At 36.5% G+C, this 16982-nt stretch carries 19 protein-coding genes; 5 read left to right on the top strand and 14 right to left on the bottom strand.

Going from position 1 to position 16982, the window contains the following annotated elements:
• Window positions 1-186: 186 nt before the first annotated feature.
• The 5 genes from KP713_RS02305 to hda all read left to right on the top strand — a co-directional run bounded on the left by KP713_RS02305 (window position 187) and on the right by hda (window position 4719).
• The gene (locus KP713_RS02305) at window positions 187-591 is read left to right on the top strand and encodes a GyrI-like domain-containing protein (RefSeq protein ID WP_215769743.1); all 405 of its coding nucleotides are present in this window, start codon (window positions 187-189) and stop codon (window positions 589-591) included.
• Between the two features lie 62 nt (window positions 592-653).
• Window positions 654-1802, top strand: a complete 1149-nt coding sequence (gene dnaJ, locus KP713_RS02310) for a molecular chaperone DnaJ (RefSeq protein ID WP_215769744.1) — start codon at window positions 654-656, stop codon at window positions 1800-1802.
• Between the two features lie 178 nt (window positions 1803-1980).
• Entirely contained in the window at window positions 1981-2607 is a 627-nt protein-coding gene (gene upp / locus KP713_RS02315) for a uracil phosphoribosyltransferase (protein WP_215769745.1), read from the top strand.
• Window positions 2608-2712: 105 nt separating this feature from the next.
• The gene (locus tag KP713_RS02320; RefSeq protein WP_215769746.1) at window positions 2713-3954 is read left to right on the top strand and encodes a nucleobase:cation symporter-2 family protein; all 1242 of its coding nucleotides are present in this window, start codon (window positions 2713-2715) and stop codon (window positions 3952-3954) included.
• 69 nt (window positions 3955-4023) lie between these two features.
• Window positions 4024-4719: a DnaA regulatory inactivator Hda gene (gene hda / locus KP713_RS02325; protein ID WP_140583761.1), complete on the top strand. Its 696-nt coding sequence runs from the start codon at window positions 4024-4026 to the stop codon at window positions 4717-4719.
• A gap of 29 nt (window positions 4720-4748) precedes the next feature.
• On the opposite strand, the gene yciH is transcribed toward hda, so the two are convergent.
• The 14 genes from yciH to purB all read right to left on the bottom strand — a co-directional run bounded on the left by yciH (window position 4749) and on the right by purB (window position 16941).
• Window positions 4749-5069, bottom strand: coding sequence for a stress response translation initiation inhibitor YciH (yciH, locus tag KP713_RS02330; RefSeq protein WP_048954308.1), 321 nt, complete (start codon window positions 5067-5069; stop codon window positions 4749-4751).
• 5 nt (window positions 5070-5074) lie between these two features.
• Window positions 5075-5767 carry an orotidine-5'-phosphate decarboxylase gene (pyrF, locus tag KP713_RS02335; RefSeq protein ID WP_215769747.1) on the bottom strand — a complete coding sequence of 231 codons (693 nt, stop codon included), beginning with the start codon at window positions 5765-5767 and terminating at the stop codon, window positions 5075-5077.
• Window positions 5768-5790: 23 nt separating this feature from the next.
• A complete protein-coding gene (gene lapB / locus KP713_RS02340) occupies window positions 5791-6981 on the bottom strand; it encodes a lipopolysaccharide assembly protein LapB (protein WP_215769748.1) in 1191 nt (396 codons plus the stop codon).
• Window positions 6981-7274: a LapA family protein gene (locus KP713_RS02345; RefSeq protein WP_215769749.1), complete on the bottom strand. Its 294-nt coding sequence runs from the start codon at window positions 7272-7274 to the stop codon at window positions 6981-6983. Before KP713_RS02345 ends, lapB begins: the two co-directional genes overlap by 1 nt.
• Before the next feature lie 81 nt (window positions 7275-7355).
• Window positions 7356-7637 (bottom strand): integration host factor subunit beta, encoded by a 282-nt coding sequence (locus KP713_RS02350; RefSeq protein ID WP_065264606.1) that lies wholly within the window; start codon window positions 7635-7637, stop codon window positions 7356-7358.
• Window positions 7638-7758: 121 nt separating this feature from the next.
• The gene (gene rpsA / locus KP713_RS02355; RefSeq protein WP_005630739.1) at window positions 7759-9408 is read right to left on the bottom strand and encodes a 30S ribosomal protein S1; all 1650 of its coding nucleotides are present in this window, start codon (window positions 9406-9408) and stop codon (window positions 7759-7761) included.
• Between the two features lie 96 nt (window positions 9409-9504).
• Window positions 9505-10182 carry a (d)CMP kinase gene (cmk, locus tag KP713_RS02360; protein WP_215769750.1) on the bottom strand — a complete coding sequence of 226 codons (678 nt, stop codon included), beginning with the start codon at window positions 10180-10182 and terminating at the stop codon, window positions 9505-9507.
• A 55-nt stretch (window positions 10183-10237) separates the two neighbouring features.
• A complete protein-coding gene (locus tag KP713_RS02365) occupies window positions 10238-11395 on the bottom strand; it encodes an amidohydrolase (protein WP_215769751.1) in 1158 nt (385 codons plus the stop codon).
• A gap of 8 nt (window positions 11396-11403) precedes the next feature.
• Window positions 11404-12726 carry an MmgE/PrpD family protein gene (locus KP713_RS02370; RefSeq protein WP_215769752.1) on the bottom strand — a complete coding sequence of 441 codons (1323 nt, stop codon included), beginning with the start codon at window positions 12724-12726 and terminating at the stop codon, window positions 11404-11406.
• 10 nt (window positions 12727-12736) lie between these two features.
• Window positions 12737-13489: an amino acid ABC transporter ATP-binding protein gene (locus tag KP713_RS02375; RefSeq protein WP_215769897.1), complete on the bottom strand. Its 753-nt coding sequence runs from the start codon at window positions 13487-13489 to the stop codon at window positions 12737-12739.
• Between the two features lie 18 nt (window positions 13490-13507).
• Complete coding sequence (locus tag KP713_RS02380; protein WP_215769753.1) at window positions 13508-14179, bottom strand: amino acid ABC transporter permease; 672 nt, start codon at window positions 14177-14179, stop codon at window positions 13508-13510.
• Window positions 14180-14245: 66 nt separating this feature from the next.
• Window positions 14246-15043, bottom strand: coding sequence for an amino acid ABC transporter substrate-binding protein (locus KP713_RS02385; protein WP_139990288.1), 798 nt, complete (start codon window positions 15041-15043; stop codon window positions 14246-14248).
• Between the two features lie 18 nt (window positions 15044-15061).
• Window positions 15062-15580, bottom strand: coding sequence for a GNAT family N-acetyltransferase (locus KP713_RS02390; RefSeq protein WP_048954075.1), 519 nt, complete (start codon window positions 15578-15580; stop codon window positions 15062-15064).
• The gene (gene purB, locus KP713_RS02395; RefSeq protein WP_139990287.1) at window positions 15580-16941 is read right to left on the bottom strand and encodes an adenylosuccinate lyase; all 1362 of its coding nucleotides are present in this window, start codon (window positions 16939-16941) and stop codon (window positions 15580-15582) included. Before purB ends, KP713_RS02390 begins: the two co-directional genes overlap by 1 nt.
• Between the last annotated feature and the right edge of the window lie 41 nt (window positions 16942-16982).

The following is a 16982-nucleotide window of genomic DNA, read 5'->3' on the forward strand; positions in this document are numbered from 1 at the left end:
TTGGCGTATATAAATGATCCCCCTCTTTAGAAAAGAGGGGTTAGGGGAGATTTGATAGTGATATCAAATTTTCTTATGAGCTAAATTTACTTCTGCCAAATCTTCCCCCGCCCCTCTTTGCTAAAGAGGGGAGTATGTTAAAAGCGGTCAAATTTGCTCAGAATTTTGTAAATTTAAGGAATAGTTATGCCACTGATACTTTATCCATTTGCTACAATTCGTACGCATAATACAAAGGAAAATACTGCGGAAAAGATTGGACAGCTTTGGCAGAATAATTTTACAAAATTGCCTCAAAATGAGCCTTATTATGGTGTTTATCTGAATTACGAATCGGATTTTACGGGATATTATGATGTTGCTGTTGCTCAAGAAAGTAAACCTGAAGGTAATTTCTCAACCATTGAAATTGAAGATCTGACTTGGTATGAAATCTTCCCTACGACTTATGAATCAGTAGTTCAAACGTGGCAACATATTTGGAATAAGGAAAAGCAAGGCTTATTAAAACGTGCTTATAAAGTGGATTTTGAGAAATATTATCCAAATGGAAAAGTGGATATTTACATTTCAATTTGCCCACATTGCTAAAAATAGCGAATGCAAGCGGTCAGAAATGACAAAATATTTGCAAATAAAAATACGGAAACACTATGGCAAAAAAAGATTACTATGAAGTCCTTGGATTGAAAAAAGGGGCGAGTGAGAACGACATCAAACGCGCGTATAAACGTTTAGCGTCTAAACATCACCCTGATAAAAACCAAGGCAGTAAAGAAGCAGAAGAAAAATTCAAAGAAATTAATGAAGCTTATGAAGTATTAGGCGACGATCAAAAACGCGCAGCCTACGATCAATATGGCCACGCAGCCTTTGAACAAGGTGGTGGCGCAGGTGGTTTTGGTGGCGGCTTTGGTGGTGCTGATTTCGGCGATATGTTCGGCGATATTTTTGGCGATATTTTCGGTGGCGGTGGGCGTGGTCGTCAGCGCGTTGTTCGTGGCGAAGACTTACGCTATGACTTAGAAATCACTTTAGAAGAAGCTGTAAAAGGTACAACCAAAGATATTCAAATCAATACTCTTGCGCATTGTGATAGCTGTGGTGGTTCTGGGGCTGAAAAAGGTTCTAAAGTGGAAACTTGTCCGCATTGCCATGGTTCTGGTCGAATTCGTCGTCAGCAAGGTTTCTTTGTATCTGAAAGTATTTGTCCAACTTGTCATGGTAGCGGTAAGAAAATTGAAAAACCTTGTCGCAGCTGTCATGGTGAAGGACGCGTTCATAAGAAAGAAAATCTTTCAGTAAAAATTCCTGCAGGTGTGGATACAGGTAATCAACTTCGCTTAGCTGGAAAAGGTGCTGCGGGCGAAAATGGCGCGCCAGCTGGAGACTTATATGTTGTGATTCACGTGAGAGAACATAATATTTTTGAACGTGACGGTAACAACTTATATTGCGAAGTACCGATTAGCTTTGCTACTGCAGCGCTTGGCGGTGAAATTGAAGTGCCGACCTTAGATGGCCGAGTGAAACTTAAAATCCCCGCTGAAACGCAAACTGGAAAATTATTCCGCATGCGAGGCAAAGGTGTCGCGTCTACACGTAGTGGCTATGCGGGCGATTTGATTTGCCGTATTGTGGTCGAAACCCCCGTTAATTTAACTAGCAAGCAAAAAGAATTACTTCAAAAACTGGAAGAAAGTTTACAAGGTAAAGATTTAAGTAAACATGCACCAAAATCTTCAGGATTTTTAGACGGTGTGAAAAAATTCTTTGATAATTTGGGTAAATCTGATAAATAAAGATAATGAAAAAGTCCGCTTTTGCGGACTTTTTGCTTATAGCCTATCCAAATTATTATCGCTGTCCCTATTCCATTCTTGGTATTCTTTAAAATATTTTCATAAAATGCTACCTTTTTTCTTTTTTTTAATCTAGAATTCGCCAATTTGTTTTTTAAACGCCAAAAGGAGAGTAAACATGAAACTGGTTGAAGTAAAACACCCACTTGTTAAACACAAATTAGGTGTGATGCGTGAAGCTGAGATTGATACAAAAAAATTCCGTGAACTGGCAACAGAAATCAGTAGTCTATTAACCTACGAAGCAACGTCAGATTTAGAAACTGAAAAAGTAACGATCAACGGTTGGGATGGCCCAGTAGAAATCGACCGAATTAAAGGTAAAAAAGTAACGGTTGTCCCAATTTTACGTGCAGGTTTAGGTATGATGGATGGTGTACTTGAACATGTACCAAGCGCACGCATCAGTGTGGTAGGGATCTACCGTAATGAAGAAACCCTTGAACCAGTCCCTTACTTCCAAAAATTAGCTAGCGATTTAGAAGAGCGCCTTGCCATTGTTGTTGATCCGATGCTTGCAACGGGCGGTTCTATGATTGCTACCCTTGATCTTTTAAAAGCAAAAGGTTGTAAGCATATTAAAGTATTAGTTTTAGTCGCTGCTCCAGAAGGTATTAAGGCTCTTGAAGCTGCACATCCTGACATTGAACTTTACTGTGCTTCTATTGATAGCCACCTAAATGAACATGGTTACATTATTCCGGGTCTCGGTGACGCGGGTGATAAAATTTTTGGGACTAAATAATCCCAAAACAAAAGACGGTATTCATGCCGTCTTTTTTCGGTGCATGAAATATTAAAACTGTATTGACCGCACATTCAGTTAATTCAAACAGAGAGTTGAAACTAAATGACACATCAAAATTCTTCCGTGGTAGAAAACCAGAGTAAACTTAAACAATCTTTTGTTGGCCTACAAATGCTCTTCGTCGCATTTGGTGCGCTCGTTCTTGTACCATTAATTACAGGCCTTGATTCCAATACAGCATTATTAACTGCCGGCATTGGTACCCTACTCTTCCAACTTTGCACAGGAAAACAAGTTCCTATTTTCTTAGCCTCATCTTTTGCCTTTATCGCACCGATTCAATATGGTATTCAGACATGGGGGATTGCAACCACTATGGGGGGATTAGCATCGGCGGGTCTTGTATATTTAGCACTAAGTATATTGGTAAAATTACGTGGAACTGAAGCATTACAACGCATTTTCCCACCGATTGTTGTAGGCCCAGTGATTATTATTATTGGGATGGGGCTTGCCCCAGTGGCAGTTGATATGTCATTAGGCAAAAACAGTGCTTATGCTTATAACGACGCTATATTAGTTTCAATGGTAACACTCCTCACTACTTTATCTGTAGCAGTCTTTGCCAAAGGATTGATGAAACTCATCCCAATTATGTTTGGTATTACTGCGGGCTATATTTTATGCTTATTCCTTGGTTTAATTAATTTCCAACCAGTGATTGATGCGCCTTGGTTTAGCTTACCAAAATTAACTGCGCCTGAATTTAACCTAGAAGCTATTCTTTATATGTTACCAATTGCTATTGCACCGGCGGTAGAACACGTTGGCGGTATTATGGCGATCAGCTCTGTAACAGGTAAAGACTTTTTAAAAAAACCAGGATTACACCGCACTTTATTAGGTGATAGCTTAGCAACTGCAGCAGCATCTTTAGTGGGTGGCCCACCAAATACAACTTATTCTGAAGTAACTGGTGCCGTAATGTTAACCCGAAATTTCAATCCTAATATTATGACATGGGCTGCCGTTTGGGCTATTGCAATTTCATTCTGTGGAAAAGTAGGTGCATTCCTATCAACGATTCCAACTATTGTAATGGGAGGAATTATGATGCTTGTTTTCGGTTCAATTGCAGTGGTGGGTATGAGCACCTTAATTCGTGGCAAAGTTGATGTTACCGAAGCGCGTAATCTGTGTATTATTTCTGTTGTGATGACATTTGGTATCGGCAATATGTTTGTAGATGTGGGCAATGTATCACTAAAAGGCATCAGCTTATGCGCAGTTGTTGCTATCATCTTAAACCTTGTTTTACCGAAAGCAAAAAATGAAGTAGAATAAGAGTTCTTTTAAAAGGGTTAAATCCCAATTTAGCCCTTTTCTTACTTATAATCTGTAATACATAAATATTTGAATAAGCAGCTTCCCTTACCCATTCATCAAATTGATGATGCCACATTAGAAAACTTTTACAGCGATAATAATCTTTTATTGCTCGATTCTTTACGCAAAAATTCATCTGAGTTAAAACAACAGTTTTTCTATATTTGGGGAAATAAAGGTTCTGGAAAAACTCATCTGCTTAGAGCATTCAGTAACGAATATTTAATCAATCAACGTACTGCTATTTATGTACCGCTCAGCAAATCTCAATATTTTTCTACCGCAGTTCTTGAAAATCTAGAACAGCAAGAATTAGTGTGTCTAGATGATGTACAAACTGTGATCGGAAATGACGAATGGGAATTAGCTATTTTTGATCTATTCAATCGAATTAAAGCGAGCGGAAAAACGCTTTTGCTTATTAGTTCAGATAAATCGCCTTCCGCACTTTCTGTAAAATTGCCTGATTTGAACTCTCGCTTGACTTGGGGTGAGATTTATCAATTAAATTCCTTAACTGATGAGCAAAAAATTAGTGTGCTACAACATAACGCTTATCAACGAGGAATTCAATTACCCGATGAGACGGCTAATTTTTTACTTACACGACTTGCACGAGACATGCACACATTATTTGAAGCACTTGATCTACTAGATAAAGCCTCATTGCAAGCACAAAGAAATCTTACGATTCCTTTCGTTAAAGAAATTTTAAATCTTTAACAAAAAAGGCGCTAATGCGCCTTTTTTAATCATCCACCTGATAATTTAACGGTAAACCCTTTTTGCTCTAACAATTGCTTGAGCAAATCACGCTTTTCGCCTTGAATCTCAATCATTCCATTTTTAACTGAGCCACCACATCCACAACGTTTTTTTAATTCAGCCGCTAATTTTTTCAATTCCTCATCAGATAAATCTAAACCAGTTATAACCGATACTCCAGCACCTTTTCTACCACTTGTTTGTTTTTGGATACGTACAACACCGTCTCCTTTTGGGCGCACTAAGGAAACCTTTTCCTCTTTAATTCGTCCCACATCAGTTGAATACACTAAAATAGAATCTGACATCATTCTTACCTAATAGACGCGTTAATAGAACGAAGAACCTCTACTGGATTATCAGCTTTAGTAATAGGACGCCCTATTACTAAATAATCTGAACCAGCACGAATCGCAGCAGTAGGAGTCATCACTCGTCTTTGATCACCAAAATCAGCCCCAATTGGACGAATCCCTGGGGTCACTAATTTAAAGTCTTCTCCACAAGCGTTACGTAAAATTTTAACCTCTTGCGGAGAGCAAACCACACCATCCAAACCTGCGCGTTGGGTTAAATGAGCTAAGCGTAAAACTTGTTCCATTGGCGATGCATTAATCCCAATTTGTAATAAATCCAAATCTTCCATACTGGTTAATACCGTCACAGCAATAAGCAATGGCGCATCTTTCCCATAAGGTTCAAGAATTCTCTTAGCTTCTTCCATCATTCGTAGCCCACCGCTTGCGTGCAAATCGACCATCCATACCCCTAAATCAGCGGCAGATCGGACCGCTCTTGCTACCGTATTTGGAATATCATGATATTTAAGATCTAAGAAAACATCGAAATTACGTTGATGTAATTGTTTTACAAAATTCATACCAAGTGTAGTAAACATTTCTTTACCCACTTTTAATCGACACAAATTCGGATCAATTTGATCAACTAAAGCAAGAGCATCTGATTCTTTCTCATAATCCAATGCCACAATAATTTTACTTGTCATAATGTTACCTCACAGAGTATCAATTAATTATGTTCTTGACTTGAAACTGGTTTAATACTTTCCCATTGACGGCAAGATGGGCAATTCCACAATAGCTTATGGATTTGATAACCACAATTTGTACAACGATAAGCTGAAGTTTGCTTAATTCGTTCCCCCACCATTTTATGTAATAAAATTAGACTTTCTTTTCCACGTCCGTCTTCTGCCTCATCAATTTGATACTGCATAAAACGATGGAAAATTAAAGTACTTGGCTTTTTTGTGAGTTGCTGATAAAGCTTAGCTTGAGCAGCAGGTTTTCCATCTTTTTCTTCAATTAATTTAACTAGCGCTAACTCTACCTCATCATTATTAGTAATTTGGCCTGCACGAATTAAGAATAACTCAAAGTTATCTAACTGATTTAATTCTTCATAACAATGTTTTAAAGGTGATAAAATTTCACCAGTATAAGCTGGATTTTGCTCCAAAACATTTTCTAGTATTTTTGCTGCTTGTTGATATTGACCTTCAAGCATTTCTAAATTTGCGAGTAATAAAGAAGCACGGACACAAGAAGGAGAAACCAACAAAGCCTTTTGTAAAATACTGCATTTTTCGACCGCACTTTCAGGCTCTAAACTTTGTGAATATTCACAATAACATTGCGCAAGTTCAATATTATTCTCTTGTGGTTTGATTTTTGCGAGTTTTTCAGCAATATTAACCGCTTTTTTCCATTCTTTAGTTTTCTGATAAATCACTAAAAGTTGCTGCAAAGCATTTTCTGCAAATTCAGGTTCATCCACTAGTAAAATATAAAGACTTTCAGCTCGGTCAAAAAAACCAACCGTCATAAAATCTCGAGCAAGCTGCTGCTTAGCGAGCAGTTTTTGTTCAAAAGTATAATTTTGGCTACGATCTAAAGCCTGATGAATGCGAAGAGCGCGATCAACTTCGCCTCTAGAACGGAATAGATTGCCAAGAGTCAGTTCAGCTTCAAATTGGGAGTGGCTTTCGATTTCATTTTCGGCTTCTTGCTTTTGTAGCATATTCAAAAATAGATCTACAGCCTTATCAGTTTGATTGGAAAGTAAGAAGTTTACCCCCGTAACATAATCTCGGGAGAGTTTATTACTAATGTCATCTTGATCTTTCTTTACACTACGCTGCCCCATGTACCAACCATAGGCTGCAGCGATAGGCAATAGTAGAAAGAGTAATTCTAGCATTAGACAGCCTTATCGCGGGTAGTCGTTAATTCATGAAGTTGTAATGTTTGACGTTTAACTTGGCGTGCTAAAACTATATTCTTGAATTTTAATTTTAAATAGAAAAATCCACTAATTAACCAACCAAGAATTAACCCAAAACCAAATAAAATTGCGACAAGTGTAGAAAGTTGAAGCTGACTTTCTGCCACAATATAGTTAAAGGTTATTATTTGATCGTTATTGGCTCCAACAGTAATCGCAACAAGTACAATAGCAATAACAATCACAAAACCTAAAATATACTTAACCATAATTCCCCTCTCAACTTACGCCACTATTATGCCAAACTTTCTAATAAAAAACGACACTTACGCGCCGTTTGTACTAATGAACTATAAACAATTTACTCGTTCTTTTAATTCTTTACCCGCCTTGAAATGTGGCACTGATTTCTCATCTAATTTTACTGAATCACCTGTTTTAGGATTACGCCCTAAACGAGGCTGACGATAATGTAACGAAAAACTACCAAACCCACGAACTTCAATACGATCACCATTTTCGAGAGACTGAGACATAAACTCAAGAATATCTTTTACAATATTTTCAACCATTTTCAGAGGTAACATTGGATGCTTTTCTGATAATTTTTCGATAAGTTCTGATTTAGTCATCGTCTTTTCTCCCCTCATATTATTCAAATTAAGATTTATTGCTAATACATTATTTCAATGTATTAGCAATAAGCCCTAAAAATAAGGCTGGACATGAGCCCAGCCTTATTATGTGAATTAATTATTCACCTTTAGCTGCTTTAAATGCTTCAGCCATTGCGTTTGGAATAGCAACTTCTTCTTGTTTGTTATTCACATTTGCAACTGCTGCAGCTTCTTCAGCTTGATCTTTTGCTTTCACTGATAAGTGAACGATACGAGATTTACGATCTACACCAGTGTATTTAGCTTCAACTACGTCACCTGCAGCAACTTCATTTGTTAAATCAGCTGCGCGGATATAACCTTCAACGCCGCCCGCTAATTCAACTTTAGCACCTTTTGCATCTGCTTCAACTACTGTTGCTGATACTACAGCACCTTTTTTGTTGATTGCTACGAAGTTATTGAATGGATCTTCTTCAAGTTGTTTGATACCTAAAGAAATGCGCTCTTTCACTGCATCAACTGCTAATACTACTGCAGAAACTTCGTCACCTTTTTTGTAGTTACGAACGGCTTCTTCACCTGATACATTCCAAGAAATATCAGATAAGTGAACTAAACCATCGATACCGCCTTCAAGACCGATGAAGATACCGAAATCAGTGATAGACTTGATTTTACCAGTTACTTTATCGCCTTTATTGTGAGTTTCAGCAAATTGAGTCCATGGGTTAGCTTTACATTGTTTTAAGCCTAAAGAAATACGACGACGTTCTTCATCAATTTCTAATACCATTACTTCAACAGTATCGCCTAAGCTAACAACTTTAGATGGGTGGATATTTTTGTTAGTCCAATCCATTTCAGAAACGTGAACTAAACCTTCAACGCCATCTAAAATCTCAACAAAACAACCATAGTCTGTTAAGTTGGTCACTTTACCAGTTAATTTGCTGTTTACTGGGTGATTTTCAGCAATTGCGGCCCATGGATCTTGACCTAATTGTTTTAAGCCTAAAGATACACGAGTACGATCTTTATCAAATTTTAATACTTTAACAGTAACTTCATCGCCAACATTCACGATTTCGCTTGGGTGTTTAACACGTTTCCAAGCCATATCTGTGATATGTAATAAACCATCAACACCACCAAGATCAACGAATGCACCGTACTCAGTTAAGTTTTTAACGATACCTTTAACTTCTGAACCTTCAACAAGATTTTCTAATACTTGTTCACGTTCTTGGCTATTTTCAGATTCAATCACTGCACGACGAGAAACAACAACGTTGTTACGTTTTTGATCTAATTTGATTACTTTGAATTCTAATTCTTTACCAAGTAAATGATCTGCTTCGCGCGCTGGACGAGTATCAACTAAAGAACCTGGTAAGAATGCACGAACACCGTTTAACTCAACTGTGAAGCCGCCTTTCACTTTACCGTTGATTAAACCGATAACGGTCGCTTTTTCTTCGTAAGCTTTTTCTAATTCAATCCAAGATTCGTGACGAACAGCTTTTTCACGAGAAAGTTTAGTTTCACCGAAACCATCTTCAACTGCATCTAATGCAACATTTACAGTATCGCCAACTTGGATTTCAAGTTCGCCTTGTGCATTTAAGAATTCAGCAACTGGGATTGCAGACTCAGATTTTAAACCTGCATCAACAAGCACAAAGCCTTTTTGGATAGCTACTACAGTACCGCTAACGATTGAACCTTGACGAGTTTCAAGGCCTTTTAATGATTCTTCAAAAAGTTGAGCAAAAGATTCTGACATATAAATAATCTTCTTAATTTAAGTTAATAACATCCACATTAAAATCCATAAAATGCGGGGTTGAGGATAAATGTTTATTCTTCCTTGAACAAACAGTTAAATCGAAACTGACACCTTTTCTCGAATATAAGCTAACGCCTGATCTATAACTTCACCAATACTCAACGTTGTGCTATCCAATAATAAAGCATCATCAGCCGGTTTTAGAGGCGCGACCTCTCGATTTCTATCACGAAAATCACGCCCTTTTATCTCGGCTAAAATCTGCTCAAAGTTACCATTTATTCCTTTATTTTGCAACTGTTTATAACGTCTTTTTGCACGTTCTTCAGCACTCGCATCTAAAAATAACTTCACTTGAGCATTTGGGAATACCACAGTCCCCATATCTCTACCATCAGCAATTAATCCATCATTTTTCGCAAAATCTTGCTGAAGTTGTAGCAAAGCTGACCGCACTTCTGGAAACACGGCTACTTTAGATGCGGCATCAGCGACTTCTTGAGTGCGAATTAAATGGCTTACATTCATGCCAGCAAGCAAAATATTCACCTCGCCATTTTGAGGAATAAATTGAATATCTAAGTGACGAGCTAACTCAGCTAGTGCCGATTCATTTGTTAAATCAGTTTTACGTTGTAATGCCGCCAATGCTGTAACGCGATAAATTGCTCCACTATCCAATAACGCATAACCTAGCTTTTCTGCCAAAGCGTAACAAAGCGTCCCCTTCCCAGCACCGCTAGGCCCATCAACGGTAATAATCGTTCCCATGCTACTTATCTCTTACTTAATTATGACAATTTATCGTATTATAGAGATAAACGAGTCATTTCGCTAAAAATTCTTTTGCTAACTCATATAAGTAATAAGCGGTTGGAAACAACACCCTATCATCTACACGAAATTTAGGGTGATGTAATGCATAAGGCCCACCTGAACCTATCATAACAAATACACCTGGCACTTCTACTTGATAAAAAGCAAAGTCTTCACCAATGGGACTCGCTTCCACAATTTTAGTCTCAAATCCAATAGCACCTGCTACATTTAAAACAAAAGGCACCAACTGCTCATCATTATTTACAGAAGGCGGGCCAGCATGCCAATCTAGTTCTATTTCAACATCAAACGTAATCGCAATACCTTGCAATAACATACGTAAACGCTGTTCAATCAGAGTTCTTACATTCGCATTAAAACTTCGAACAGTTCCTTCTAAATAAGCATTGTCAGGGATGACGTTCCAAGTATTACCACTTTCAACATGAGTTATGGAAATAACCGCATTTTCATTAGCCGCAATATTTCGGCTGATAATAGTTTGAACAACACTAATAATCTGAGCAAGTACTACTATGGGATCTTTACCATCCTGTGGGCAAGCCGCATGAGCTCCCTTTGCTAAAATACGAATTTCAAAACGATCCACTCCTGCTGTTAATGCATGTGACTTGGTACCTACTGTACCTACAGGCAACGTGGGATCATTATGTAAACCCAAAATAGCATCTACATTTTGTAAAGCACCAGACTTTAATACGTTCAATGCACCTAAACCTGTTTCTTCTGCAGCCTGAAACAATACTCTAACAGTCCCCTCTAATTCATTTTGATGCTGTTTTAATAAAATTGCAGCACCAAGTGCAGCTGACATATGAAAATCATGTCCACAGGCATGCATAATACCAACTTTTTTTGAGCTAAATTCAACACCTGATTCTTCCTCTATTGGTAATGCATCTATATCTGCACGCAGCATTACGGTTTTTCCAGCTTTAAGGCCTTTAATCTCTGCCACTAATCCTGTTTGAAGTGGAAATGGTAAAATATCAATATGATGTTTTTCTAAAACTTCCCTAATTTTTGCCGTTGTTTCAAATTCTTCATTGGAAAGCTCTGGATATTGATGGCGTTCTTGACGAAATTGACGTAAAAAATCTGCCAAGATTTGATATTGTTGTGTCAATTGATTTAATTTTTCCATATTACATCTCACAATATTGATTGATAAGCTTGAATAAAATCCTGAATATTAATTCCATTTTTTAAATTGCTAATATCTTGATAAAGTTGCTGAGATAAGGAATTATTACCTATAGCTAACTCAAGTTTCTCTTTTAATTGAGTATTGGAATAAGGGTTCATAGGACTTCCTTTTGGAAAATTAGAAATGGCCTCTAAAATAGCCCCATTTTTTAACTGTACTCTAATTTTCACTTTTTTAGGATTTACTTCATTATTTTGATAAGTTCGATGAATTTTAGACATCATCTGGCAAATACATGGTTCAACTTGAGACTGCTCAAAATGTTGAAAATCCAATTTTTTATTTAGCAAAATTGAAGCTAAAATATATTCTGCAGAAAATTTTCCCTGGCTAGTAATATCTACTTTTTGATAAATTAATGCAGCATCTGAATTAACATAAAAACAAATCTCAATTTGAAGAATATCACTTATATTTGAAATCTTGTTTCTTAACTCATAAGAAATATCAGCAATTCCTGCTGCAGCAGAACAATAAGGATAATTTTTAAACCAAAGCTGGTGAATTTGCCAATTTTTCTCCCAATCATATCCCCAGTCTTCAACCGAATATTGGTCGCCCAATAACATAAAAAAACCAATTTTTTCATCAAATGGATTTTGTGGTAAAGACAAGCCTGTTTTAATCCAATCAATAGATTGAATCGCATTTTGTGCAGCAATTCCTGCATGTAAAGCCTTAATAGGAGAACCAAACACAAAACGCATTCCTGACGATTGTGTTGCAGCCAAAGAAATAGCATCCGATAGAAAAAAATATTGGTGTAAATAGCCTATAGCACAAGTTGCGGCAATTCCTCCTAAAGTGATTGTACTATGCCATCCCCTGATATAGAGTTTAGGATTTAGTATCTGACCCAAACGGGCCATAACCTCTACACCGATAACATAAGCAGTTAAAAAACGTCTACTGTCAATTCTCTGTATACTTTTGTCAATGCTAGCAAAAAGCGCACTTAAAATCACAGATGAAGGGTGTCCACGTACAGTCGCATGCACATCATCATAATCTAAGTAATGTGCTTGAAAACCGTTAAATAAGGCAGCCTGTCTTGCGGTCACTAACTGTTTTTGTCCAATTAACCATGCCTTCTTATTTCCTCCCTCTAGTATAATCCAATCTTTAAATTGTTGTAATTCAACTTGATTTTTAGCTTGGAGTGAAGATGCAAAATAATCTACAACCCCTCTTGTAGCCTGTTTTAATGTATCTTGTTCATTAATTAAGGGGGTATTTAGAATTTTATTTGCCAATTCTTGTGCATTCATTCCCCTCCCCCTAAATATAAAATTCAATGGGATCTGAAAATTGCTTTACAAAACGTTTTGTTTGTTCTTGCTTAGGAAAATCAATAAGCTGCTTAGCAGGTCCTTGTTCTATGATGTTTCCATCTGCCATAAAAATAATACGATCAGCCACATGTTTTGCGAATTCCATTTCATGAGTAACAATAACCATTGTAATTTTTTGTTTAGCTAACTGTTGTATCACTTGTAAAACTTCATTTACACGCTCTGGATCCAACGCAGATGTAGGCTCATCAAAAAGCAAAACTTTAGGTTTTACAGCCAAAGCACGAGCTATCGCAATACGTTGTTGCTGCCCACCAGAAAGCGTAATAGGATACTGGTGGGCCTGCTCGGAAAGTCCGACCCGTTTTAGTAAATCCAAACCTAATTTTTGCGCTTCAATTTTACTCATTTTCTGATTAACCAACGGCGTTAGTGTAATGTTCTCAAGTGCAGTTTTATTTTTAAATAAATTATAACTTTGAAACACCATTGCTGATTGATGACGTAATGAGATTTCATCCCGACGAGAATGCTCTTTAACATCAAACTCTTTAGATGCTATTTTAATTTTCACTTCATCAGGTTTTTCCAATAAATTTAAACACCGTAATAAAGTAGATTTCCCTGATCCTGAAGGTCCAATAATTGCGACAACCTCCCCTTTTTGAATAGATAAATCAATTGATTTTAATACTGTATTTTTTCCAAAGGATTTTGAAAGTTTTTCAACAGAAATCATTGTAGTCATAATACATCCTTAACGTTTATAAGGGGAAGATAAAGCCACTTCCAATCGTTTTTGGGCCCAAGAATAAAGAACAACCACAAGCCAATAAACAATACCTACAGCTAGATAGGTTTCAAAGAATTTATATGATTCTACCGTTAATAACTTACCTGCAGCTAATAATTCTGGCACCCCAACAAAGAATGCTACTGATGAATCCTTTAATAAAGAAATAAACATATTCCCTATACTTGGTAAGGCATTAACAAAAGCCTGAGGTAAAATAATATGACGATAAACATTTATAAGAGATAATCCCATCGCCATACCTGCCTCTTTCTGACCATTGTCTACAGACTCTAAACCTGCTCGAAAAATTTCGGCCAAATAAGCTGAATATTTCAAACTAAAACAAAGTAATGCAGCGTTCATTGCTGACATTTCTTTTAAACTAGGAAATAACTGTGGTGAACCATAATAAATAATAAATAACAACACTACTGTTGGCATCCCACGAAACAATGAAATATATAAAGCAAGTACCCCATCTATCATAAAACTTTTATTCACACGAATTAGAGCAATAAATAAACCAATAAAAATTGCTATAAAAATTGACACTACCGCAATAAATAATGTAGTTGGCAAATATGAAATAATATTAGGAAAAACTGAAATAAAATATACAAAATCAAAACTCATATATAATCCATTAGGTAAAACCAAGAAATATCCTATCAAAAACCGGGAGGTTTAACCTCCCGATTCTTATTTATCTGATGCAGTAATATCCTCGCCATAATATTTAATAGAAAGCTCTTTTAATTTCCCACTTTCTTTTAATTTCTTTATAGCTTGGTTAAATTCTTTACGTAGTTCTTCTCCTTTTTCATTTTTAGCAAATGGAAATGCTACTTCTTCAATTACTAATGGTTCTCCTACTAATTTAAATGGTAAATTACCGCGTTTAATCTCAGCCAATAAGATTGGTTTAGAATTTATATAACCATCAACACGTTTATATACCAAATCATACATTGCACCATCGCGAGTTTCATAAGTTTTCACATTTACTTCATTATTAGGAAAGCGTTTCTGCAAATTTTTCAAATGATTAGAACCCAATACCCCTGAAATCGTTTTTCCTTTAAAATCATCCAAAATATTAATTGTGCTATTATCTTTATGAGCTACAAGTTGACTACCATAATAACTGTAAGGTTGTGTAAAATCATATTTAGTTTTACGCGCCTCAGTTACTGCGACTGCATTAGCAACAGTATCTAAACGGCCTGAATCAAGTTGGCCCATAAGCCCTGAAAATTCAGCTGTCGTCCATTCAATGGTATAGCCTAATTCTTTTGCTATTGCCTCAGTTGTCTCTACATCAAACCCAACTAATTTACCATTCTGTTTAAAACCATTTGGATAACTTTGTCCAGTAGATCCTATTTTTAATATCTTAGGTGAAACTATCTTTGAGCTATCATTGTCCTTATCATTACAACCAGCTAAAACAACTGTTGTTGCTAAAATAGTGAAAAGTGCGGTATGTTTTAAAATCATTTTTAACTCCTTATTTAATTAATGATGATGTTTTTGATACTCTTGAAATAATGTTGTGTTTAAAATTTTTCGATAATAAATTGTAGTATGATCATCGGTTAAATTTGCTTTTCCGATTTCTTCAAAACCTTGTTTTATATAAAAGGAATTTAACCAAGGATGATTTTCTGCAGTACCTAGTGTCACAAAAGGCACTTTAAGTTGCTTTAGTAAAATATTCTCCTCTGTCCACTTTATAAGCTCTACTGCTAGCCCCTGCTTTTTATAATCTGGATGGGTTGCCAACCAGCCAATATGAGGTACACCATAAGGTCCTGGATTATTCCCCCAAGGCAAACGTAAACTAATAGAACAAACAAGATTGCCATCAATAAATCCACCAAAGACTAAATTAGCGCATAAATGCTGCTCAATTTCAGACTTAGAAACCGTTGATGCAGAAAAATGAATTCCTAAAGCTAATATAGGTTGATAAGCACGATGTAATAAACTTTGATATGATTCAATATCAACAAGCGTTAGTGTTCTAATATCCATTAATCTAATAACCCCGATAGCTCTGCATAACGAATAACGATATCTACTTTATCTGGAGCACTTCCTAAATAATTTTGTGGAACAAGCCATTCTGTTATTTCAGACTCATTAAATTCTTTCTTAATAATAGGGTTTTCTAACAATACATCTTTAAATGATCGAGCTTCTTCAAAAGCTTTCATTGAACATTCATATACTAAGCTATGACTACTTTGTTTTCCTAAACGTTTACCTAATTCAAACATCACTTTTTCAGAAAGAAGTAGCCCATTCTGCAACTCCAAATTTTTTAACATTTGCTCAGCATTCACTTTCATTCCGCGTAAAATAGATAAACCAATTTGTAATTGAGCTGAAAGATAAATATTCATCTCAGGCAAAGCAATCCACTCTGCTCGCCAACTCATGGCATCACGTTCGTGCTCAACTCTCATTGATTCATGAATTAATGCAACACTTTTAAAAATAGGTGAGGTAAGGCTAGCCATTCCCTCTAATGCAGCAGGATTCCGTTTATGAGGCATTGTTGATGAACCAATTTTTCCACTAGAAAAAGGCTCCTCAATTTCATTAATCTCTGTACGCATTAAGTTGTAAAACTCATTAGCAATTTTACCCAACGTTCCACTGATTAAGGCTACAACCGAAGCATATTCAGAAAAGCGATCCCGTGCGGCTTGCCATCCGATATTCGGTGCATTTAATCCTAATAATGCTAATGCTCTCGCTTCCACTTCAGGACCTTTTTTACCAAATGATGCATAAGTACAGATCGCACCACTAATATTGCCGACCAACACACGATCACGAATCTCATTTAAACGTTGCAAATGGCGAACAAATTCATCTAACCACACCGCTAATTTAAAACCAAATGTTGTTGGTAAAGCTTGCATTCCATGAGTCCGCCCCACCATAGGTAAATATTGATATTTTTTAGCTAATGTCTTTAATTCTTGCGCAACAAGACGTGTATCACGTAGTACAATCTCAAAAGCTTCTTTTAACTGAAGCACTGTTGCCGTATCAACAATATCTTGTGTTGTCGCGCCATAATGAATATATTCCCCGGCATCACCGGATTGACGCTGTAAAGCATTAATGGTCGCCATAAAAGTATGTCTTAAGCGAACAGCTTCCTCTGCAAGTTCATTAAAATTAAGCGCCTCAACCTTCACCAATTGAGCAATTTTATTTGCCGCTTCTGATGGAATAACCCCTAATTCCCCCTCAGCTTTTGCTAAAGCAATTTCGACTTCAATTTGCTTACGAAAACGATTTTCCTCTGACCATATAGCTCTCATCTCAGGAGTACCAAAATTATTCCCTAATGTAAGAAAATCAATTACATGTGCTGCCATTTTGCTTCCCTTTTATAAAATAACTAATTTGGAATGACGAT

The organism is Haemophilus sp. SZY H36 (assembly GCF_018829625.1).
Lineage (GTDB): Bacteria > Pseudomonadota > Gammaproteobacteria > Enterobacterales > Pasteurellaceae > Haemophilus > Haemophilus haemolyticus_K.